Raw genomic sequence first — 21,838 nt, forward strand, 5'->3', positions numbered from 1 at the left:
AAAAAAGAGCCGTCTAAGCAGCTCAACGATCTTCAAGTAAAGCACCTGTTAGTTCAAGAACATTGACGTCTTAGTAGCTCAACGTTTTTCAAGTTACGCACCCGTTAGCTACTTTTTTTCTTTTTAATAAGCGATTTATTCCAACCACCAGAACAATTATTGAAATCGGTAGAGTAATAAAATCACTAACAGGAGTAAGGAAGCCAAAAAGAAATATTAAAACACCCAGAATTATTAAGCCTATCCCCAAGTTAATCCCCCCTTTAATTAAAAACCTCTTATTAAACTAAACTGCCCCGTTAGTTCAAAAAGACTTTTTATAAGTAACGAGAAAAGGTGCCAACATAGAACCAATAATTAGAATAAAAATAGCTATACCAAGTGTCACAACACCATTGCTAAAAGGGGACAGAAAAAAACCGAAAGAGAGCATAGGGAAAATAGTTAAAGAGACAAAAATTAATCTGCTTGGCATTGTTATCTTATATGTTGTATCGCATTCGTTACATTTAATAGGATTATAATTCCACCATAAGGATTTATATATTTTACGCCAACTAAAATGTGCATTGCATTTCCCGCATTTTTGCAAAGCTAAAGACCTCCATTATTAGTTCTAAATTTCTTAGTAACCTGCCCCTTTAGTTGAACAAGTAAAAAGAGCCGTCTAAGCAGCTCAAGCTCAATGATATTCTAGTAAAGCACCCGTTAGTTTAAGCACAAAGACCTTTGCCTTTCACTATCAACTAATTCCACCATTTTTATCACAATGAAATTCTAATTCTATGTTATGAAAAGAAATAATACCATTTTCGGAGTATTTTCCTCCTACAGCAATCATGTATGAGATTCCATCATCAATTAGTAAAGAGTCATGTCCTGTTTGACTCCAACTTCCATCATTCCCCTCTATTTCTGAAGAAATAGAGTTGAACTTTGAAAATAGTTGTCTCCCACCGGGTGTATTAGAATTTAACTGTGTCTCGAACGAACCTTTAAAATTAATAGTTGTTACATTTGAGCCTATATATAATTTTGCTATCTTCGGCACTGAAACCGGTGAATATTTATCGCTGTTCTTTGACACAACAAACTTATCATTTGCTCTTTCTTCTACCCTTTTCTCAAATTCTTCTATTTCAACCCAATCTTCATCTTTAAAATTGTCAATAGGTTCAATTTCTAGGACTGCATTATGATACTCTGACTTTGCTAACTCTATGAGAGTAACGTATTCCTTGTAATAGTTTTCTTTTTGTTCTTGTGTTAAATCCAAAGGAGGCACTGACACAACTTCTTCTTTATCCGTATCAGGTGAAGTCTCAACTTCTACTTCTTGTCCATTAGTTACATCTTCCACTTTCTCTTCTTTTGCTGGTACTTGTTCTTCTGTTACCTCATTTGCACTACACCCAGCTAACACAATAGTTCCAAGTAAAATCCCCGTGTAAAGATATTTCTTCAATATTCCCACTCCTTTATAATTGCCATCTTACCATAAAAAACCAATTGTTATTGAACTAACCTGCTCCGTTAGTTTAAGTGAACCTTTCACAATATTTAAAATTAACTTACCATAAAATCTCCAAATTCTATTAATTAATGTTTCTCACCATTAACCGAACCCGTTAGAAAAAGAGGGTGCCTTCCAGGTCGGTATGTGACGGACTGGAAGTGGCCCTCTTTTTCATGTTTCATTTAAGTAATAGCGGATTCTCCTTGGAGAGACACCGAGTTTTTGGGCTGTTTCTTTGCGACTGCCCGCCGTTTCATGAAGTGATTTTTTGATAAGGGCGGCAGCTGTACGTTTTTCCATCTTCTTGATGAGGGACAGTACGTCATCAAGAGATTGTTGTTCGTCCCCGTTATAAATGGCCATTACTTTTTTTGAAAACTTGTTCCACTCATCGGGGAAACGAACAGGCTCAACGGAAGGGGAGACAGGAAAAGTTCGGGTTTGTCCGGTTATTCTAGTTGGAAGCAAATCGGGTGTGATGATAGCTCCTTCGCTAGAAATAGCAGCTGTTCTTCGGATCACATTCGACAGTTCACGCATATTTCCCGGCCAATCATATTGACTCAGTAGTTCCAATGAGTCAGGTGCAAAAGTGATCGTCTCCCCGTAACGCTTCACTAATAAGTCAACTAATAGGGGAACGTCTTCCCGTCGTTCGCGTAGGGGAGGGATGACCAGTTTCACGACATCCAGACGGAATAATAGGTCTTCCCGGAATGTCCCGTGCTGTACGGCTTCTTCGAGATTGACGTGTGAAGCTGCAATAATACGAGCGGAGGTGCGCTCTGTTTTCGTTCCGCCGATTTTCATGAACTCGCCCGTTTCAAGCACCCGCAACAGTTTTACCTGTGTGGAGTGGGTGGCTTCCGCGATCTCATCGAGAAAAAGAGTGCCTGATGAAGCGACTTCGAAAAAACCGGCCCGATCGGCCAAAGCACCTGTGAAAGCACCTTTGACATGGCCGAATAGCTCAGTCTCCAAAAGCGATTCAGATAGGGCGCCACAGTTAATGTTCAGTAGGGGGCCGGCGGAACGGGCGCTTGCCGCATGTATGAATTTGGTCAGCACTTCTTTTCCAGTGCCTGTTTCGCCTTCGATTAACACGGTAATCTGTTTGGAGGCAATTTTATAGGCGAGCTCATACAGCTGATGCATAGGGCGGCTGTTCCCTAAAAAACAACCTAATTCACGGGCGATCAATTGATATTCCGCCTCTTCCCCTGCAATTGGTGGTTCGTTCAATAGAAGACGGTCAATCAATTGATCAATGACGTTAATATCTTCAAATGGTTTTTCTATAAAATCAGTCGCTCCATGTTTAATGGCATCCACTGCAATTTTCACCGTGCTGTAACCGGTCATAATGACACAGTGGCAGTGTGGCGCTTTACTCTTCATCATCTTCAACACATCGATACCATTCCGATCAGGAAGCCGAACATCGATGAACGCTAGTTGAAACGACGATAAATCAGGGAGGGTATCCAATTCAATTCCGCTTTTGACATGTGTTGCATGGAAACCTTTTAATTCAATAAGACGTGTTAAGAATCGGCCAAGTTCTATTTCATCTTCGACAATTAAAATGCGCTTCAAGTTTTCACAGCCTTTCAGCAGATAATGGAATAGACAGAGTAAATGTGGTCCCGCTGCCTTCCTTGGTAGTGACAGACAATATCCCTCCGTGCGCTTGAGCAATCCCGAAACTGACGGACAAGCCGAGCCCGGTCCCATTGTCGGCGACTTTCGTAGTGAAGAAGGGATTGAAAATGTCGTCAAGCACTTCATTTGCAATGCCCATGCCATTATCCGTAATCGATAACATGGCGGATCCGTCCAGTACTCCAGTCTGAATGAGAATTTTTTTTTCGTCGATCGAAGCGATGGTCAAAGCATCTTTCGCATTCATCAGCAAGTTGACAGCCACTTGTACAAGCTGCTGTAAATTCCCATTCAATACGGGAAGAGCAGGATCGAAGTTCACTTCAATTGAAATATGATGTTGTTCAATTTGCCTGCGGGTCAAGCTTAGGGCTTCTGTGACGGCATCGTTTAGTGAACAGGATTTAAAGGTAGGAATCTCCTGTCGTGAAAAGGCGAGCAAGCTACGAATAATCGTTCGGCATCTTTTCCCACACTGGTCGATGTCATCGAGCAATGGTTTAATTTGGTCATTAGAAGATTGGGTCCTCAAGAGAAGTTGCGTATTCCCGATAATGGCAGTCAGCGGGTTATTGAGCTCATGTGCCACACCTGCAGCCATCTCTCCAATGGCTGCCAGCTGTCCCGAGTGCATGAGCTGCATTTCCATCAGGCGTTTTTCTGTCACATCTTTACGATAGAGAATGACTGCGTCAATAGAGTCATCGATTCCCATAAGCGGATAGCAAGAACAATCATAGATTTTGTTTTCAAAATACAGTTCGGCCGACTGCGGTTTTTTGGATTGAAGGGTCATCTGAAAAGGGTCTTCCGTAGACCGAGCAGCTTGCTCCATAAATTGGCCGATATTTTCTCCGATATGAAAAGGCCAGTCCAACCGGGCGGCATCATTTCTGGATAAAATGGTGCCATCAGGAGCGATGATCAAAATCGCGTCAGACACGGCTCGAAAGGTTTCTTCCCACTGCTGTTTTCCAGCTAGAACCTCACCGTAAAGCCGTGCATTTTCCATACAAACCGCAATCTGGTCTGCAAAATGAAAAAAGAAAGAGAGGTCGTCTTCATCGCACTGAAAATGGGTTCGGCTGCCGAGCGATAAAACCCCTATCGTTTTTCCGCTGCTTTTCAATGGGAAAAGGTGCACGGAGGCGAGACCAAGGTGCTGGAATCCTTCTTTCTCAAAGTATGCTTCGCTTTCATTTTCGTCATAAAAGGCATATTGTCCTGTTGTAAAGACCCTATGATAGAGAGAACCTTCCTTCGGGAATAGCGTGCTTTTCTCGAAATAAATATCATGTTCGGGATATACATAGGATAGGACGAGTTTCTGTTCATCTACAAGGGCAGCACTGACTCGATCAATCGGGTACAGGGCCTGTAACTTGGCAAGAGCTTTTTCCAGCATATGCGCCACCGAGAAATCAACGGTAAAACTCCTCATCACTTCATTGATGATTTCCAATTGGCTGTTTTTCTTTTTTAATTGGTCCACGGTTGACTTCAACTCTGAATAATAATTTTGTTTGGATGACTGGACACCCGTTAATAAATCAATCATTTCAAGTCGATTCATCGCAAACACCTACAAAGCCTGCCGAAGAAGAAACGCTACTTCTTCCGCTGAAATATCTCGTGGATTGGTGATCATACAAGCATCCAATAGCGCTATTTCGCTAATGACGGGTATGGCTGATTCCTCGAACCCCATTTCAGTTAACGTCAAAGGAGCACCGATATCAACGGCAAGTTTTCTGACGTGGCTAACTGCTTTTTCACAGGCACTGGAGACGGAAAGGGAGCTGACGTTTTCTCCCATCAATGCAGCGATCGTCTTAAATTTTTCCGGTGCAGCCAGGGCATTAAACTCCATGACATGGGGCAGCAGGACAGCATTAATATCCCCGTGCAAAAAAGGGTAGCGTCCACCGATGGTATGCGCCATGGCATGAACAGCACCTAGGATGGCATTGGAAAAGGCGAGCCCGGCATGAAGGCTAGCCATCGCCATTTGCTCTTTTGCTTCTATATTAAAGCGGGACGCAACAGAGGGTCGCAAGTATTGAGTAGCCAACCTGATGGCTTGTTTAGCATGCACATCTGTCAGCGGCGTAGCGGCCATGCTGACGAAGGATTCGATGGCATGTGTTAGCACATCTAGCCCAGTGGATGCGGTAAGGCGGGCACTTTTAGTAGCCAACACGTCAGGATCAATGATTGCGATATCTGGGACCAGTGATTTTGAAACAATCGTCATTTTAATATGACGTTCACTATCCACGATTACGGAAAATTGAGACACTTCCGAACCGGAACCAGCCGTCGTCGAGACCATCACTAGTGGGGGAAGAGGTTTGGAAATACGATCGACCCCTTCATAATCCCGGACCTGTCCGCCATTGGTTGCGAGTATCGCAGCGGCTTTTGCAATGTCAATGGCACTGCCGCCTCCGACTCCGATGAGCGCATCGCATTCATTTTCAAGATACACTTGCGCACACTTTTCCGCTTCCATCCCTGTTGGATTGATACTGATGTCTGAAAAAAGAACAGAAGCCAGTCCCGCTTCCTGGCAACTTTGTTCAATAAACTCCACCCAACCCGCATCGATCACACCTTGATCTGTGACAATCAGCACATTTCGCGCGCCTAGACGCGCACAGCTTTCCCCGGCTTGTTTGATGGAACCGCTTCCAAAAATGACTTCAGGCATAACAAATTTAAACATATTGATACACCTCTCATTAATTTGACTATTCTATCTATTGTAACATTATTTGCTAGAAATTTTCATTCTAATTTAATAGGGGTCTGTTCTGAATATTTGTAGAGAACTTCATTTAACAAATAATTAACCAATAATTCATACTAGATTAATAACCACCCTCTATGATAACTAATGAGTTACCTACTTTCATAGAGGGGGATGGCAACATGAAGAATGTTTGGAGAAAGAAAGCAGCAGCTGTGTCACTGGCCGCTGTTGTCGCTTTTTCATCGTTAGGTTTTGGCTACAACCATATCACTGAGGCGAAGAACAACAAGAATGAACCGACCAATGTCATTATGATGGTGATGGATGGAACGAGTGCAGGGGCTACTTCGCTTGCCAGATGGTACAAAGGCGAGAACCTGGCGATGGATGAAATCGTGATCGGAGGCGTGCGCACGCATTCAGCCGAGTCAGCGATCACCGATTCTGCTCCAGCTGCCACGGCCTTGGCGACGGGCCATAAGAGTAATGATAAGATTGTTGGCCTTCTTCCTGAGTTAGTGAATACACCAGGTGTCGAAGCGGTGGATCCTGAGGATGCTTTCAAACCAGTTGCGAATGTATTAGAGGGTGCAAAACTACAAGGCAAGGCAACGGGCATCATTTCCACATCTGAAATTCAACATGCAACGCCTGCGGGCTTCTCTGCTCACGCAACACATCGCAGCAACTACCAAGATATCGCTGAGCAGCAAGTGTATCAGGAAATCGATGTCGTGCTTGGGGGAGGAAAAGAATCGCTATTACCTGGCGAAGGTAGAAATTCCCGAGTGGACGGTGAAGATTTAACGGAAGTCCTTGATGAAAAGGGCTATGACTTTGTCGAAACACGTGAGGAGCTATTACAATCAAATTCAGATAAAATTTGGGGATCCTTTTCTCCCTCCGCTTTAGCCTATGACTTTGACCGTGAAGCAACGAGCAATCATGAACCAACTCTTGCCGAAATGACGAAAAAAGCAATTGACACGCTCTCCACAGATCAAGATGGCTTCTTCCTATTTGTGGAAGGGAGTAAAGTGGACTGGGCGGCACACGCTAATGACCCGATTGGCATTATCAGTGATGTATTAGCATTTGACGATGCGGTGCAGGAAGCATTGGACTTTGCGAAGAAAGACGGAAATACAATGGTCATTGCAGTAAGTGACCACGGGAACAGCGGGATTACAATGGGGAATGTAAACACAAATGGCAACTACCCTGAAATTCCGGTTTCTGCGTATATCGATCCTTTGAAGAAAGCTACGATGACGGTGGAAGGCGCGTTAAAGCAATTGAACGACGATCGTTCCAATATGAAAGAAGTAGCAGAATTATACGGTTTGGACAATCTGACAGAAACAGAAATCGAAACGCTCAAAGCATCAAAATCGTTACAAGCGGACATGACGAAAATGCTGTCAAATCGAGCGAACATCGGCTTCTCTACAGGAGGCCATACAGGTGAGGATGTCTTCCTGTACGCCTATGGTCCATCTAAACCGTACGGATTGGTAGATAACACAGATCTTGCGAAAACAATGGCGTCCTTCTTAAGAGTTGATCTGAATAAAACAACGGACAAGCTATTTGTCAATGCAAGAGAGTCTTTCGAGCAAAGAGGATTCGAAACTCGCATTGATGTGACAGATGAGCACAACCCGGTATTTATTGCAGAAAAGAACAATATCAAGATCGAACTCCCTGTTAATAAAAACGAGGCGCATGTAACGAAGAAAAACCAGTCATACATGAAGCAACTAGACGGGGTGACCGTTTATAACGAAAAAGATTTCTATGTATCCGAATCTGCATTGGACCTATCTAAATAATCTTGTAAACGAATGCTTCCCCTATGTAGTTAGTCTAGGGGAAGCATTCGATTTTTATTGAATAGTGTCGGTGTCTGTATGTGGTAACTAGCGTTGCAGCATACAAAGTAATCAAACTTTTATAATGAAGTTGTATACCAAAGAAGAGTATGTTTTGAAGATGGATCAAACATGTAACGGGTTTGTAATAGAAGATTAGCATTTCGTTACATTAACAGAGCCTTTCTATTTAAAAATTATAGGAAAAGTAAATGTAACGAAAGCTGCCCAAAGTCCGTAGACCGGCAAATACTTAGTAACGGCATCTTGGATAGTGGAAGGTCCGGATTTGTTTTGTAGAAAACGCATATAGGAGAGCATAATCCAAATTAGATTTGCCCAGATAAGTATGTTTACTCCTAAAACAGCAAGTCTATTAGGCGTAATTCCATAAGAAGAAAGTCTGAACACGATGGCTGACAAAGCCACACTGTCAATGATAAGCGCAAGAACAATTAAGGCAAAATTTATATAATCTGAAATGTTCTTTTTCTCGTTTGAGTCGCTCTCGATAATGGAAAATATGGTAACGGCCAATACACCAAGGAGTATTCCGTTGAAGGCTATCAGGAAATTGCGGTCCAAGAATGGGTTTTTTCCGACCCATAAAACCGTTATTAGATAGACCAATAATGTGACCAGGACAAGAGGACTAAAAATTTTAGCTATATATGGTGTAATATTCTTAGCAAGTTTAAGATTCATTGATACCAGGTATGCAGCCACAATAGCGAGCGCGGCAGCACCAAATAAAACAACATTCCTAAAATAGAAGTCTTCTATATCCAAGCCAACAAAGCTAAATAACTGCATGGTTAATGCTGCTAGTACCATTCCGCTAACTGCCATGCTGGCGTAGAGAATACAATATTCCAAATTAAATTTAATATAGGCTAATCTTGTACTACCTTTCGAATATTCATTTCCTGTAAATGCAAGTCCTACCAATACCCATAAGAATATGGGAAGGTGTAAATAAGCAAGGATAATACTGTCTTTATAATTTAATGGCAGCATATTAAGATAAAACCCGGAAATCAGGAACAACGCAGCAAGGGAATAAATAATACTTTTTTTCGGAGTATTATTGTAAACAAAATAGGCAGCGATAAAGGGAATTATACCAAAAGCCAGGTTAATAGGAGCAATTGCTTCCTGTTCGACAAAATGGAAAATGATCCTGGTGCTTATCCCGGCCAGAATGGCTAAAATGCCCATGAATAAGAAACCTTTTTGAAGCAAGGAAGATTTTTCTGTATTTGCCCTCTCCATGAAATGCAATCTTTCATACCAAACACCAAGAACCTGAGAATCAGGATTTTGTTCCCAGGCATGTGAGAATGACTTTTTAAAAGCTTTCGGGTCTTTTCTATACATTCTCTCCAGCTCATGAGGATTATCAATGTTTTCAATAATCAAATCGTTAATGTCCATAGTTATACCTCCCCCAATAATTGTTATATTAAGTTTCCTCCACAATGTTTAACTGTCTTCGTCACTTTTGTATTCTAAAATATCTCCAGGCTGACATTCTAAAGCCTTACAAATTGCCATAAAAAGCACCTCCCTTATTTATTTTGATTTTAATATATATTTTATCGTTTTACAATAAACTTTTATTGAATTGAGCAACATTTTTATTGCGGGTTTTGTTTTAAGCAAAAATAAAAAGCATTCCTCATTCAAAGAAATGCTCTATAACTTTAAACCATTAATTCATAACTGTTACAGCTAACCTACTCCGTTCAACAAGGTTCCAGTATTTTTTCAAGTACAATAGGCCCGTTTTCTTTGTCGTTGTATTGACTGTCCGAACTTTGATACGAGTAGGTCGCATTACAGGAGAAACTTCATCCAAATTCCCAGCCCAAGTAGTTTCTCCATATTTAGTTAAAGGAGACAATGAGAAAATCCAACTTATTTCCTGCGGAATATATGCTAATACTTCATAACCATCATAATCCCCAAAACTAGCTGGTTTTGGTAAATGGAGTGCGTGAACACTGAGACTTGTTCGTTCATCATTAAACTTTCTCTCAATATTGTAAATCAGTGCTACTCCTCTGGCATTTTTAGGCATGTTTTTTGTTGGTTCAAGTATTGCTGAACAAGGTGGCAACTCTTCAGTTTTATTTTCAGAGTGTGTTTGTGAAGGAAGAATTACTAAAACGAAGATAAGGCTAAAAAGCAATTTATTCATTTCTATTTCTCTTTAAAATTTGTTTAGTATCATTATTCCCCGAAACTCCATATTTATTGTATTTCAATCGTTCCTTATTGTACTATCTGCCCCGTTGAAGAACATCAATCAATTGTGGTTCCAGTTCGTCTATATAAAGCATCTAAATGTTGATACAACAAAAACAGGGGACACCAATTCATATGCGAATTGCGTCCCCGAACACTATGTTTTTATTGTTTTCTCCACGTGTATCGAACCCGTTACAAAACATGCTTTTTCTGTTTATTGATTATGCACCGGATGGTAATAGACATGCTCTGGAAAGTCTGAAACAATTCCATCTACATTTAAATCGAATAAGTGGTTTGCTTGTTCTTGGGATCTGGATGTATAAGGGAAAATCATCATACCGACTTCATGAACCCGATCCACAAGTTCAGGCGTTACAATGTTCATATTGGGGTTGAAGTAATCTGCATAGGATGCAAATTCTGCTAACTGTTCATCTGTCACATTGGCCCAGCTTGGTCCTGCCAGTACACCATGAGGTACCTCAGGTAATAGCTCTTTTGATTTTTTCATGGATTCATGGTTAAAGGACTGGATGATGATTTTATTATTATTTGGTTTGTGCATATTTCGTTCTATCAAGGCTACAGCCACTTTTTCTTCTATTCCCGGATAAAGCTCTGGCGCCTTAAGCTCAATTAAAATTCCGGTTTTCCCACGAAAGGAGTCTAACACTTCATCAAAGGTAGGAACTTTTTCTCCAGCATATTCTTCATGAAACCAGCTGCCGGCATCCAGTTGACGAATCGCCTCAAATGTCAAATCTCCTACGTACCCTATGCCATCTGTTGTACGATCCACGGTGGTGTCATGAATAAGAACGAGTTCTCCATCTTTTGTCATTTGGACGTCGATTTCGATATAGTCTGCTTTCATGTCCACTCCTTTTTGGAACGCGGCCATGGTGTTCTCTGGTGCGTGTCCAGATGCTCCCCGATGTGCTACATTGATCATTTGTTGTTGCTGCTGCTTGGAAATTTCATTCACCGGCGTGGCAAAGGCGGGCTGGCTAGACAGTGTAATCCCTATACCCATCAAAGCTAAAATGGACAGAAAACGCTTCATACAATCACTCCCTATCAATTTGTTAACTCTATTATCAGAGAGGAATATGAAGCGCATATTAATAGACCGTAAAAATATGCTAATAGACTGTAACAAATATATTACTAGACTAAGCGTACTTAGACGGTTGGCAAATTTCCGATTGGACGTCCTGAACTTGGAGTTGAGCGTAGTTTGTTTCTGATGATATAAAAGAGGAAATTTCCTCAAAATGTTGAATATATACCCCATAGACAGTTCGAGTCAGAACAATGTGCGGAACATGTTCTCTAAGTTAGGGGGACAAGTATGGAAGGGATAAAGAAAGTTTGGCAGATTAGCGATTTCGCAAAAAAGGTAGGAAGATCGAAGAAGACGGTGAATTCTTGGTTTTTGCTCCTTGAAAATCAAGGGGTACATTGTTTGAACAGGATTGATGGACAAAAAAGAGTTTTTGATGAGCTAGATCTAAAGATTGCTCAGTTCTTTGTTAAAGGGAGAGAAAAGGGATTTAGCCTGTCATTGCTAGCCGAGCAACTTCCGAAATACTGCGAGGTAAGACCACTTGCCCTTATAGAAGAAATGAAGGAGAAAGAGGAGGCTTCTCCAATTGCTCTCCATGCTTTAACAGAGTCGCTTGTTCAGCATATGGACTCGACAATAAAGCAATCATTTGAGCTCTATGAGCAGTCCTTTGCGGTTCAGCAAAAAGCCATTCAAGAAGAATTAAGAATTCTTAGACTGGAGAGAGAGGCTCAATCCAAATGGAAAAACCTACCTTACAAAGAGCGTTTTAGAAGAAGAGGATTTCTTAAAATTGAAGACTTAGAGAAGAAAGACCGATTTATCCTTGATTATGTGAAGAACAAGCTTACTATTTTAGATACCTTGAATCCGACTCACCGAAGCTGGGACCTCTGACAAGACCTAGGAAATTTTTCAGTTCAAAGCAAATTTAAAGAGCAGCACTAGTGATCAAAAAAGGTTGGAAATCAATTCGATTTCCAACCCTTTTTTCTACAAAAGCCATTATTTTATTTCTTGTTTCGGTTTATCGTTCCATTCGGGTGTTCGCTTTTCCAGAAAAGCATTAATGCCTTCTACTGCATCCGGATGCTTCGTATTTAAAGCAATCACTTCAGTTGCATAATTTAACGCTTGAAAATCTTCCATATTGAGTTGTTGGTAAAATTGTCGTTTCCCTAATTCGATAATGTTCAAGCTTTGTTTCGTAATGTCTCTCGCTAGTTGATCTGTGGCGTCATCCAATTTCTCAACAGGAACGACTTTATTGACTAGCCCCTCCGCTTTCGCTTCTTCTGCCGACATCAGATTGCCTGTAAATAATAATTCGGCTGCTTTCTTCCGTCCGATATTCCGACTTAAAAATACGGCGGGTGTACTGCAAAATAGCCCACTATTAATTCCTGGAACTGCAAAACGCGCTCCCTCACTTGCCACCGCTAAATCACTTGCTGCCACGAGTTGACAACCTGCTGCCACCGCCACACCTTCCACTTTCGAAATCACAATTTGTGGGATTTCTCTGATTCGTTTCATGAGTTGCTGGCATACCTGAAACAAGGCCAATACTTCATTTTCCGTTCTCGTTTCGATTTCTCGTAAACTATGGCCTGCACTAAACGCCTTTTGGGAGCCTTCGATAATGATCACTTTCACTTCACGTTTTATGGCTATTTCTTGGAGTAATTGATCAAACTCTTGCATCAATGGCAATGACAATGTGTTAAACTCTCTCGGGTTTTCCAATGTAATGTATCCTATATCTTCTGCCTGTCTAAACGATAAAAACTCCATGAAAACACTCCCTTTTTTCATATAGTTTGCAAAATTCACACATAATATATGTTTATCATAAAGAAATATAAAATCTCTGTCAATTGGAGTTTACTGATTTTTCTTCATTTAACAATTGCTAGAACGTCCTGTCGTATTAGCACGAAAGGCTGCGGAAAACTGTTATTGGGGGTAGAGCTGATTCGCGGTTGATTTGTTAGAGGTTTTTGGGTGAATAATAAGTTATGGTAAAATTGAATTATGGAAATTTCTGTTTCTTTAAGATTAAATAAACCCGTGAAATGGTGTGGATATCTCAATAAGATGAATTGATATGATGCATGAAAAGGGGAGTGAAATGAATATCATCGAAAAAGCATTTCAGTTTGCTATGGAAAAACACGATAGTCAATATCGCAAGGGGACAGACATCCCTTACATCACACATCCGTTTGCGGTGGCGATGATTTTAAAACACCATCGCTATTGTGATGAAGTGGTAGCCGCCGGTTTACTGCATGATACGTTGGAAGATACCGACACGACGGAACAGGAATTGCTACTACACTTTGGTTCGAATGTCCTCAAACTGGTACAAGCTGCATCGGAACCCGATAAATCGCTGCCATGGGAACAGCGGAAACTTCGGACGATTGCCGATCTGGCGAATAAAAGTCCAGATCAGTTGGCCGTCATCGTGGCGGATAAACTGCATAATATCCGTTCAATACAGTCCGATATCGACGAGGTAGGAGAACTGGTCTGGACCCGATTCAATCGAGGGAAACGCGAACAGTGTTGGTATTATATGAGTATCCTAAATGCGGTGGAACCATTCAGGAGGGAAGTACCGTTGATCCGGATCCTTGATGCCGAGGCGAAACGGATTTTCATCGGGACAAGCAAATTGACGAACGGACAGATCGATTTGCTATTCAATGCCGTGTATCATGTGTCCGAAACGACGAAAGATCGACTGATCGAGGAGAAGATGGACGGTTTTGTCCGTGAAGTGAAAGAAGAGGTGGAAGCTCTTTACAGAAGCGGTGATTTTGAACCGTTACGACCGCTGATGGACGATTTGGCGGCAAGGGACATCCGGTTTGAAATGAATTCAGATGGGACGTTTTTATTGCTAGCGTTTTGTTATGAATTGCAATACCGCTTAGGTTGGAATGATAATAATTTGTATCACCATTTTAAACGGAATCTTTCAAAGTTATAAATGGTTCTGTTTGGCAAATATATTATTCTTGGATAATGAATAGTGCCTGGTTCTGAAACTTATTTCTGGACCCGGCACTTTATTTTTACATTACGGATTGAAATTCTTTTATTAAAAAAGTATCCTTTTGCAGGAATCATGCCTATCTTGTTAGTAAAATGGTTCCCTGGGGGTAAAACAATGAACATGCTAATCAAAAAATTCCAGCGGTGGGTCCTGCTGTCAGTAGTGAAACTGGTGGGGTCTGCCCAAAACAAGATAAAAACGGACCGTCCGAAATGGGTCCGAATCGATTACGCGAAGTGTCAAATGGAGTCAGGTGAAACTGTCCCGATGGACGGGGCAATATGCACTGATGGAGAAAGCAATACGCCCCCAACCATGAGGTCAATTTGCCCCATGTCATCAGGGCAATCTGCCCCCAGCAATAACCAAAGAACTTAAGACGTATTAAGAAAAGATATTGTCGAGACACGTCTCGACGGTGGTTTTTCTAGAACAATACAACTGGAAAATTTTATAGAGCAAATGGATTTATATGGTATTTAAGTGCCTAGTACGTCCAAGTGAATCGGTTTCACTATAGAAGTGTCAAACAGTATAAACATTTTCAGCAATGAGGTATAATTAAGCAAAAAGAGCGAAGAGTGGGTGAGTATAGTGGAACCTATAAAGATTGAAGATCATGAAGTGAAAAAGGCTATTCAATCCGGTCATCCTTATATTCAGGTAGATGCAAAGAAGTATTTATTGATGGAAGTGGAAGAAGTAAATGATTATGCGTCTTATATAGTAACGGATCAATACGAAGAACAACAACTACGTGCTGCGTTAGATAAAACAAATCCAATCTTAACGGATAAAGAAATCAATACAATATTAGGAATTGATTCATGAAAGTAAATTGGAGGAAATCAGCGATTGATTCCTTATTGGAATTAGACCAGTGGCGTGAAACGATTGAATTGCCGAAGGTTGCGCCGTACTTGAAGAACATTATTCAAACATATTTTGAGGAGCAAAGACTTTCCATACATCTTCCTGGACGACCAGTTTACATCCAGCAAGAGCAAGTTGACTTAAGAATGGTCTTAATAGCCCTTGGAAAGTCGGATCCATACAAGGTTTTCTATCGCGAAGGGGAAGAAGCTATAGAGATTTACTTGATCCGCCATCCGAGGCAGAAACCGATATAATTTAATGATTATTTTTACTCGACGCCTTTCTGCTTCCGCAGCGATTTGCCAAATCTGAAACGTTTCTCATTCGATTAGGTGCTGAACAGCAGGCGCGGCTCATGAGTGAACTGCCCAATGCTCTCGAAGGTTTGCATAAATACGTTAAGCGCTACAATGAAACGAATGACGAAAATTTGTTTCAAGAATTAAAAACATACATAGCGGAAGAAAAAACCCGCCGCCAACTAAAACTTCAGCGCCCTGGGGAACTGTTCTATTTCTATAAAGATGACTATGTCGTCGTCACTGAAGCACTCGCCACGACACCCATCACAACAGACGAATTCACAGGATTCCCAAGTCTTATCCAGCAACTTAACGAACATGGCTATCACACCGTCAGCCAGCTCCCTAACGAACTCGTCATGCTTGCGAAATACAAAAACGTCGGTATCGGGACGTTGGAGAGATTCTTTGAGCAGTTGAAGGGGAAGTGAGTTGCCTTTTAACATCATTACATGAAAACGAGAAAACCGCCCCATACTAAAAACGTACCAGAAATGAAAAGGGGAGGTTGATGTAGTGAAGCAAGGCGCGCATAGCAATTTATATTCCAATCCAAAAACACCCGGAAACCGCCGAGAAGTAAAAGAAGAGATTTCGATGGAGTTGGCTGACCTTGGCAACTTAAAGCCGAAACGAGAGCCAATGACACCAAATCAGCGGAAGAAGACGGAAAGGGATAAGTTCTATTGAGTAATAAGTTTTGGTGACTAGTTGCCATGGTAGAGTGTGCTGAACTTCTTGTTGTTTTCTTTGGACCTGGACCGCCTACTAGATTCGTATTAGGCGGTCTTTCCACCATGTTGCTTATTCCCGATGTCTTCTAACATCTCCCCCAAAAGAATTAATAAACAATGAAGATAGGATACTCGTAGACTTTGCTATTGTGAGTGGTAAGCCCCTCTGCCGATGCATAAAGTGAAGGTGAAACTTTATGTTGTTGGTGGGGGGATTATACATGCAGAAACGTTTATATCTAGTGCTGTTATTTGGAATAAGCATACTATCAGCTTGTTCATATGACAGCGAAAAGGCGTTGAAAAACGGGGATGTCATCAACATGAATGGACCCGTTTACAATTTCATCTATTTTGAACGATTTTTAGAAAGTGTAGAGGCAAAAGAAGCAGCCACCGTCCGGATTGCCAATTACACGCCAGAAGGTAACCCGACATTGTACAATGTAACTTTCGACGGATCAGTTTTCGATTTCGAAATCGATCGGTCAAAAAATAAGAAACGAGGCGACAGCCCCGCCAAAGAGAACATGACCTGTTCGGAGCTAGCGTCAGAGGAAGGGCAGCAATTATTCAGCTATACACTGGAAGGGTGCCAGCAGGATTCCACCGTTGAAAGTTTCACGATTTTAAGTGTTTTGAAGGAGCAGGAAGGGGAGCATGAGCATTAATAGTTGGCGGACTCAGGAGTAAAGCGGTTAAAAGATGGGTAGGTTTGTTTTTCCATTCTTGATTTTTTTCTTACTTTCTAACCAAAAGGTTGTATACTAATGTTTTGTAAGAAAAGGATTTGAGTGGAGGATACAAGGTGAGTAAAATAAATATAGAAATCACAATTATTGGAGAGTACTCTACGTTTGATGGATTAGTGAGCGTAGCAGAGAAGCTGCCTAAAACAACCAGAGATCATTATAGAAAAGTACTAAACTTGATTAAGAAAGAAGCGAAGGACGAGAAATTTTACTTCCTTACTACAGGAGCATTCAAAAACACAACTTTCGGATACCTGTTCTTTACAGATACAAAGGTTGTCCTCATTGAAGTGAAGCCACCATTTGGGAAGTTGAAGACCCATGTATATGAGTATAAGAACTACAACGAAGTGGACTACGACATGTTACAGGCCCTTGGAATTACCAACAATATGATTTACCTCAACAAAACAGGATTATTTGGCGGGAAAAAAGATAGAGTAACACATATTTCTTCACCAAACTTCATGGAGATATATGAATTTGTGAAAATGCACGTTTAATAGCTTACAACAAATAATCCATCCTTGAGTGGCTAGCACTAATAGGATGGATTATTTCATCTTAGCGCTGATCCCCCTTGCAGGGAACCTGCTAGTACAGACCGCCTAATGTTAGTCGCATTGGGTGGTCCTTTTTAATTCATTCAATGCTAGCAAATATATTCCTGCTTGCCACCTCATCTACACCCCAAAACATCTGAAAAGCTCTTCAATCTCTTCTTCCGTTTTCCCTTCCTCCAGCAATTCCTTCCTTAGTGCGGCACGAACCTTTTCCACTTTCATCGCTACTGTCGTTGCATTAGGTTTTTTCCTACACTGTTCTTTTGACTCTTTGTCATCTGTGATGTACCAATCACTCAATAAAACTCACTCCTCCTTTGTATTAGCCATTCACAATATACAAAGGGATTCGGAATTCTGTTATTTCGGAGGCCGTAGTCGAAAATTGAATAGGAAAGGCTTATGATAAAATGGAATCAGAGACAGGTCTATATCTTTGGAATTAATTAATGGCGGGCAAAAAGGGGGAAGCATTATGAATATTATCGAAAGAGCATTCCAATTCGCTTTGCAAAAACATGAGGGGCAATATTGCAAGGGGACAGACATTCCCTATATTACCCATCCGTTTGCAGTGGCGATGATTTTGAAACATCATCGCTGTCGTGATGAAGTCGTGGCAGCCGGTTTACTTCATGATACTTTGGAAGATACCGACACGACGGAACTGGAATTGCTGAAGTTATTTGGTTCGGATGTCCTCGAACTGGTACAAGCTGCATCGGAATCGGACAAATCGTTGCCGTGGGAACATCGGAGTATGGGTATAGAAAGGTTATCCTGTTGAAATTTTTCTAGTTTTCAAACATCTTTATTTGTTATGATACAAGAAGAAGCATATGGATTTTCTAAATATCCTTAGAAGAAATACTAATAAAAAGCCTTGTTACATAAAGATAATAGGAACTTGCTGAAAGGGAGAGAGGAAATGAGTACGACATTGGTAAATAAGTATACATCTGCACAATACACCTTTGAACAATTAAAAGGTCGAGTGACAGTTCCACAATTCCAAAGAAGGTTGGTATGGAGTAAACAACAAAAAAGGGAATTCATTGATACATTAAGCAAAGGGTTTCCATTTGGATCAGTATTAATTTATAAATATCAGGATGAAATGTTAGTTTCATTAATTGATGGATTACAACGAGTTTCAACAATTATGGATTATGAAAAAAATCCACAAGAATATATTGATATTACTGAAGAGATAGATGAACTAATGGATGTGTTGATAAGTTTTCATGCTGCAGAAATAAGTGCCAGAACTACTAATGTGATTAAGAAAAGCATTGAAGTTATTATTAAAGATTTGATATCAAGAGAAAGTGTAGAACCCACATACTTATTTGACAAAATCAGCGGCAATATTGAATTGAGCCACTACATTGATACTAGTTTATTAAGAAGTATAGTTGATATTCAACATAAAATAACCACTAAAAAATCAAGGTATTTAAAAGTTAATGAAATCATGATCCCTACGGTTGAATTTTTGGGTGATGTAAGCGAACTTTCGGAGGTTTTTGAAAATCTTAATAAAGGTGGTAAAAAACTAACTAAGTACCAGGTGTTTGCTGCACAATGGTATAGAAATACAATAATCTTAAATGATATGAAATATAACAAAGAAGTCCTGGAAGAGATTATTAAAAGATATGAGCTATTAAACAATCAACGTGATATTAAAATTGAGGATTTCTCTCCTGAAAAATTACGTGAAGAAAAAGAGATAAATTTATCGGAACTTTGCTATGCGTTAGGAAAATTGATTATTAAACAAAGTCCAGTTTTTTTCAAGGAAAAGAAAGAAGAGAGTTTGGAAGATTTGGCTAATGAAATTGGTTATTCGACTATGGGAATTATTTTTGCTATCGATAACAAAAAGCTATACAGTATCGAAAAATATATTTCACGTTTACAAGACGCAAAGTTTTTAAATGATTTGATAAATACTGTCCTTAGAATTTTTTCGCATATAAATGCTCATTTTGTAAAGTATTTAAAAATACCAAGTCAAGAAGAGCGATACGAAAACAAAAAAATAACTAATTTTAAGTTTTTATCCTACTTTGCCGATTTATGGTCAAGATACTTCGCAATTACAAATGATAATAGTATTATTGATCGCTCTGGTGGCGGAAATATTGCCTATTCAAAAACGATTGAAAACCTTATTTATCATTATGTTTTTGATGCTGTTTACGGAAATTGGGGAAATGCTGGAGATTCAAGGTTAAATCAGTATTACTTAGATCAATCAAAAAGTTATATAAATAAGCCTACCCAACGTGAATTAAAAGATGCCATTTCGATATGGTGGCAGGAGAGAGTATCAAACCCAAGTATTCAGTTTGATGATAATTCAAAGATGCTAATCACGGTTTTTTATAATCTTGATCAAAATAATAATGGTTTAAAAATAGGAAGAAATTATGATCATGAACATTTAATAGCTCGAAGTAAGGTGAAAGATATATACAAGAGGCTTAACTTGCCTATGGGTACACTTGGGAATTGTATGTACTTGGATTCAAGCCTTAATCGGTCGAAAAAGGAATTGAATTTATATAACCAAATTAGTTCAGGAGAAAGTATTGATCCGTCGTATATAAATTTTGCTTGTTATCCCGATGAAAATGGAATAAATATTTTAGAGGGCTTGATTGATACGCAGCATGAAGATACTAAAGAAGAGGTATATAAATTTGTTGTTCATAGGGGGGAAAAAATTATTAATAAATTACTGGAGAAATTGTATCCATAAAGAATAAAATAAATTTCTAACCCAATGCGATCTTATAACAAGGCTGCTGCTCTATTAGCATGATTTTATTATCTATATGTGATATAGAGCAGCTTTTTATCAAAGGATATCGATATGACGTATGATGGATGATTTGTGCAAGAATAATTGAAAGTAATGGGGGATATTGATGAGCATAATTCATGTTAATCAAATTAAGGAATATATAAAAAGATTATTTGATGGGATAATTGATTTATCAGATGTAGATCAGGCTAATCATGATTTAAAAGAGAATTTTTTTTTAACAAGAAGTTTAACAGCATATGCAATTCACTATTTGGCGCAAGTAAATGCTGAAGTAGCTGGTAAAGCAATAACAGATGGACATGATGATAACGGAATTGATGCAATATATTATGATGAAAGAAATAAGACTTTATATATCGTACAATCAAAATGGATACATAATGGAAATTCTGAACCTTCAAATGGTGATGTGAAAAAGTTCTTAACGGGTGTAAAACATTTATTTAACTTGAGATTTGAAAACTTTAATGAAAAAGTTAATAGAATGAGAGACAAAATAACGACAGCGATGTTTGATGCTCAAACAAAATTCGAAATAATTCTTGTCTATACAGGAATTAACTTCTCCGACCATTCAAAAAGAGATATCGATGACTTTTTAAATGAGGTAAATGATGCGAGTGAGGTATGCACAGTAACCATTCTAAACCAGACAAGATTACATGAATCTTTAAGGGTTGGGATCACAGGAGACCCAATTAATTTAACAATTGGATTAAAAGAATGGGGAAGAAAATCAGAACCCCAGGAAGCATATTATGGACAAGTGAACGGGTATGAAATTGCTACTTGGTGGAATTCGTATAATAAAAGGTTGTTTTCAAAGAATCTAAGAGAACTTATTGGAGAGACCGATATAAATAAAGAAATAAAAAATACCATAGAAAATGAACCAGAAAAATTTTGGTACTTTAATAATGGCATAACAATTGTTAGCAAAAATATTAGAAAAGCAATGGTAGGTGGAGGAGACAACGCCTTCGGTTATTTTGATTGTGAAGACATTAGTATTGTTAACGGCGCACAAACTGTCGGGACAATCGGAAAGTTTGGAAGTAACGAGGAAACAATGGATCATTTGAAAAATGTTCACGTTTTACTAAGAATAATATCTTTAGATAATAGCGAAGATGAATTTGGTAAGAACATAACGAAGAATAATAATAAACAAAACAAAATTGAAAATAGAGATTTTGTATCCTTGGATCCCCAACAATATAGAATACAGACGGAGTTGGCAATTGATGGAATTACATACTTTATAATGCGTTCAGAAACAACAACTAGCGAAGAAAATGCGTTTGATTTAGTGGAAAGCACCACTGCATTGGCTTGTGCCTCCAAAAGTGTCAGCTTAGTAGTTCAACTTAAACGGGAAATCGGTAGACTATGGGAAAGTATTGAAAAAGAACCTTATACACAATTGTTTAATCCAGGAACATCAGGGTTATATGTTTGGCGTTGTGTACAGATACAACGAATAATAGATAAAAGATTGCAGTTTATTGGAAAAGTGTAACTGCTAAACTAAAATGGACAGTTTTTGCTCGATAGAACTGAACAGTTTCCAGCCACAATCCCTCCTACCAGT

General features: G+C 39.6%; 23 protein-coding genes and 1 pseudogene. 12 read left to right on the top strand and 12 right to left on the bottom strand.

Annotation, left to right across the window (positions count from 1 at the left end):
* Positions 1 to 88: 88 nt before the first annotated feature.
* The 6 genes from AB1K83_RS14185 to AB1K83_RS14210 all read right to left on the bottom strand — a co-directional run bounded on the left by AB1K83_RS14185 (position 89) and on the right by AB1K83_RS14210 (position 5,909).
* The gene (locus AB1K83_RS14185; protein ID WP_413058855.1) at positions 89 to 250 is read right to left on the bottom strand and encodes a hypothetical protein; all 162 of its coding nucleotides are present in this window, start codon (positions 248 to 250) and stop codon (positions 89 to 91) included.
* Between the two features lie 54 nt (positions 251 to 304).
* Positions 305 to 592 (bottom strand): TIGR04104 family putative zinc finger protein, encoded by a 288-nt coding sequence (locus tag AB1K83_RS14190; RefSeq protein ID WP_413058856.1) that lies wholly within the window; start codon positions 590 to 592, stop codon positions 305 to 307.
* A gap of 150 nt (positions 593 to 742) precedes the next feature.
* Positions 743 to 1,465, bottom strand: coding sequence for a hypothetical protein (locus AB1K83_RS14195; RefSeq protein WP_413058857.1), 723 nt, complete (start codon positions 1,463 to 1,465; stop codon positions 743 to 745).
* Between the two features lie 222 nt (positions 1,466 to 1,687).
* Positions 1,688 to 3,112 carry a sigma-54-dependent transcriptional regulator gene (locus AB1K83_RS14200; protein ID WP_413058858.1) on the bottom strand — a complete coding sequence of 475 codons (1,425 nt, stop codon included), beginning with the start codon at positions 3,110 to 3,112 and terminating at the stop codon, positions 1,688 to 1,690.
* Positions 3,113 to 3,116: 4 nt separating this feature from the next.
* Positions 3,117 to 4,751, bottom strand: coding sequence for an ATP-binding protein (locus AB1K83_RS14205; protein ID WP_413058859.1), 1,635 nt, complete (start codon positions 4,749 to 4,751; stop codon positions 3,117 to 3,119).
* A 9-nt stretch (positions 4,752 to 4,760) separates the two neighbouring features.
* The gene (locus tag AB1K83_RS14210; RefSeq protein WP_413058889.1) at positions 4,761 to 5,909 is read right to left on the bottom strand and encodes an iron-containing alcohol dehydrogenase; all 1,149 of its coding nucleotides are present in this window, start codon (positions 5,907 to 5,909) and stop codon (positions 4,761 to 4,763) included.
* 200 nt (positions 5,910 to 6,109) lie between these two features.
* On the opposite strand from AB1K83_RS14210, the gene AB1K83_RS14215 reads away from it, so the two are divergent.
* Positions 6,110 to 7,762 carry an alkaline phosphatase gene (locus AB1K83_RS14215; protein ID WP_413058860.1) on the top strand — a complete coding sequence of 551 codons (1,653 nt, stop codon included), beginning with the start codon at positions 6,110 to 6,112 and terminating at the stop codon, positions 7,760 to 7,762.
* 225 nt (positions 7,763 to 7,987) lie between these two features.
* On the opposite strand, the gene AB1K83_RS14220 is transcribed toward AB1K83_RS14215, so the two are convergent.
* The 4 genes and pseudogenes from AB1K83_RS14220 to AB1K83_RS14235 form a co-directional block, all read right to left on the bottom strand.
* On the bottom strand, positions 7,988 to 9,235 hold the full coding sequence (locus AB1K83_RS14220) for a DUF4153 domain-containing protein (protein WP_413058861.1): 1,248 nt from the start codon (positions 9,233 to 9,235) through the stop codon (positions 7,988 to 7,990).
* A 48-nt stretch (positions 9,236 to 9,283) separates the two neighbouring features.
* Positions 9,284 to 9,355 (bottom strand): annotated as a pseudogene (locus AB1K83_RS14225) (helix-turn-helix domain-containing protein); the annotation flags it as partial.
* A gap of 157 nt (positions 9,356 to 9,512) precedes the next feature.
* Positions 9,513 to 10,001, bottom strand: coding sequence for a hypothetical protein (locus tag AB1K83_RS14230; RefSeq protein ID WP_413058862.1), 489 nt, complete (start codon positions 9,999 to 10,001; stop codon positions 9,513 to 9,515).
* 264 nt (positions 10,002 to 10,265) lie between these two features.
* Positions 10,266 to 11,117: a glycerophosphodiester phosphodiesterase gene (locus tag AB1K83_RS14235; protein ID WP_413058863.1), complete on the bottom strand. Its 852-nt coding sequence runs from the start codon at positions 11,115 to 11,117 to the stop codon at positions 10,266 to 10,268.
* Positions 11,118 to 11,405: 288 nt separating this feature from the next.
* On the opposite strand from AB1K83_RS14235, the gene AB1K83_RS14240 reads away from it, so the two are divergent.
* The gene (locus AB1K83_RS14240) at positions 11,406 to 12,017 is read left to right on the top strand and encodes a hypothetical protein (protein ID WP_413058864.1); all 612 of its coding nucleotides are present in this window, start codon (positions 11,406 to 11,408) and stop codon (positions 12,015 to 12,017) included.
* A 108-nt stretch (positions 12,018 to 12,125) separates the two neighbouring features.
* Here the strand turns inward: AB1K83_RS14240 and AB1K83_RS14245 are convergent, their stop codons facing one another.
* A complete protein-coding gene (locus AB1K83_RS14245; RefSeq protein ID WP_413058865.1) occupies positions 12,126 to 12,914 on the bottom strand; it encodes an enoyl-CoA hydratase-related protein in 789 nt (262 codons plus the stop codon).
* 337 nt (positions 12,915 to 13,251) lie between these two features.
* Between AB1K83_RS14245 and AB1K83_RS14250 the strand changes: the two genes are divergently transcribed.
* The 7 genes from AB1K83_RS14250 (at position 13,252) to AB1K83_RS14280 (ending at position 17,351) form a co-directional block, all read left to right on the top strand.
* The gene (locus AB1K83_RS14250) at positions 13,252 to 14,118 is read left to right on the top strand and encodes an HD domain-containing protein (protein ID WP_413058866.1); all 867 of its coding nucleotides are present in this window, start codon (positions 13,252 to 13,254) and stop codon (positions 14,116 to 14,118) included.
* A 651-nt stretch (positions 14,119 to 14,769) separates the two neighbouring features.
* Positions 14,770 to 15,015: a hypothetical protein gene (locus AB1K83_RS14255; protein WP_413058867.1), complete on the top strand. Its 246-nt coding sequence runs from the start codon at positions 14,770 to 14,772 to the stop codon at positions 15,013 to 15,015.
* A complete protein-coding gene (locus AB1K83_RS14260; RefSeq protein WP_413058868.1) occupies positions 15,012 to 15,314 on the top strand; it encodes a hypothetical protein in 303 nt (100 codons plus the stop codon). The genes AB1K83_RS14255 and AB1K83_RS14260 overlap by 4 nt, the downstream gene beginning before the upstream one ends.
* A gap of 101 nt (positions 15,315 to 15,415) precedes the next feature.
* Positions 15,416 to 15,793, top strand: a complete 378-nt coding sequence (locus AB1K83_RS14265) for a hypothetical protein (protein ID WP_413058869.1) — start codon at positions 15,416 to 15,418, stop codon at positions 15,791 to 15,793.
* 85 nt (positions 15,794 to 15,878) lie between these two features.
* On the top strand, positions 15,879 to 16,052 hold the full coding sequence (locus tag AB1K83_RS14270; protein ID WP_413058870.1) for a hypothetical protein: 174 nt from the start codon (positions 15,879 to 15,881) through the stop codon (positions 16,050 to 16,052).
* Positions 16,053 to 16,317: 265 nt separating this feature from the next.
* Positions 16,318 to 16,767: a DUF4362 domain-containing protein gene (locus AB1K83_RS14275; protein WP_413058871.1), complete on the top strand. Its 450-nt coding sequence runs from the start codon at positions 16,318 to 16,320 to the stop codon at positions 16,765 to 16,767.
* Between the two features lie 137 nt (positions 16,768 to 16,904).
* A complete protein-coding gene (locus AB1K83_RS14280; protein WP_413058872.1) occupies positions 16,905 to 17,351 on the top strand; it encodes a PH domain-containing protein in 447 nt (148 codons plus the stop codon).
* Positions 17,352 to 17,531: 180 nt separating this feature from the next.
* On the opposite strand, the gene AB1K83_RS14285 is transcribed toward AB1K83_RS14280, so the two are convergent.
* Entirely contained in the window at positions 17,532 to 17,711 is a 180-nt protein-coding gene (locus AB1K83_RS14285; protein WP_413058873.1) for a hypothetical protein, read from the bottom strand.
* A 175-nt stretch (positions 17,712 to 17,886) separates the two neighbouring features.
* Here AB1K83_RS14285 and AB1K83_RS14290 point away from each other — a divergent pair, with 175 nt between their 5' ends.
* The 3 genes from AB1K83_RS14290 (at position 17,887) to AB1K83_RS14300 (ending at position 21,766) form a co-directional block, all read left to right on the top strand.
* A complete protein-coding gene (locus tag AB1K83_RS14290) occupies positions 17,887 to 18,198 on the top strand; it encodes an HD domain-containing protein (RefSeq protein ID WP_413058874.1) in 312 nt (103 codons plus the stop codon).
* Between the two features lie 141 nt (positions 18,199 to 18,339).
* The gene (locus tag AB1K83_RS14295; RefSeq protein ID WP_413058875.1) at positions 18,340 to 20,178 is read left to right on the top strand and encodes a DUF262 domain-containing protein; all 1,839 of its coding nucleotides are present in this window, start codon (positions 18,340 to 18,342) and stop codon (positions 20,176 to 20,178) included.
* Between the two features lie 169 nt (positions 20,179 to 20,347).
* Positions 20,348 to 21,766 (top strand): AIPR family protein, encoded by a 1,419-nt coding sequence (locus AB1K83_RS14300; protein WP_413058876.1) that lies wholly within the window; start codon positions 20,348 to 20,350, stop codon positions 21,764 to 21,766.
* The last annotated feature ends 72 nt before the right edge of the window (positions 21,767 to 21,838 follow it).

The organism is Sporosarcina sp. 179-K 3D1 HS (assembly GCF_047228905.1).
Lineage (GTDB): Bacteria > Bacillota > Bacilli > Bacillales_A > Planococcaceae > Sporosarcina.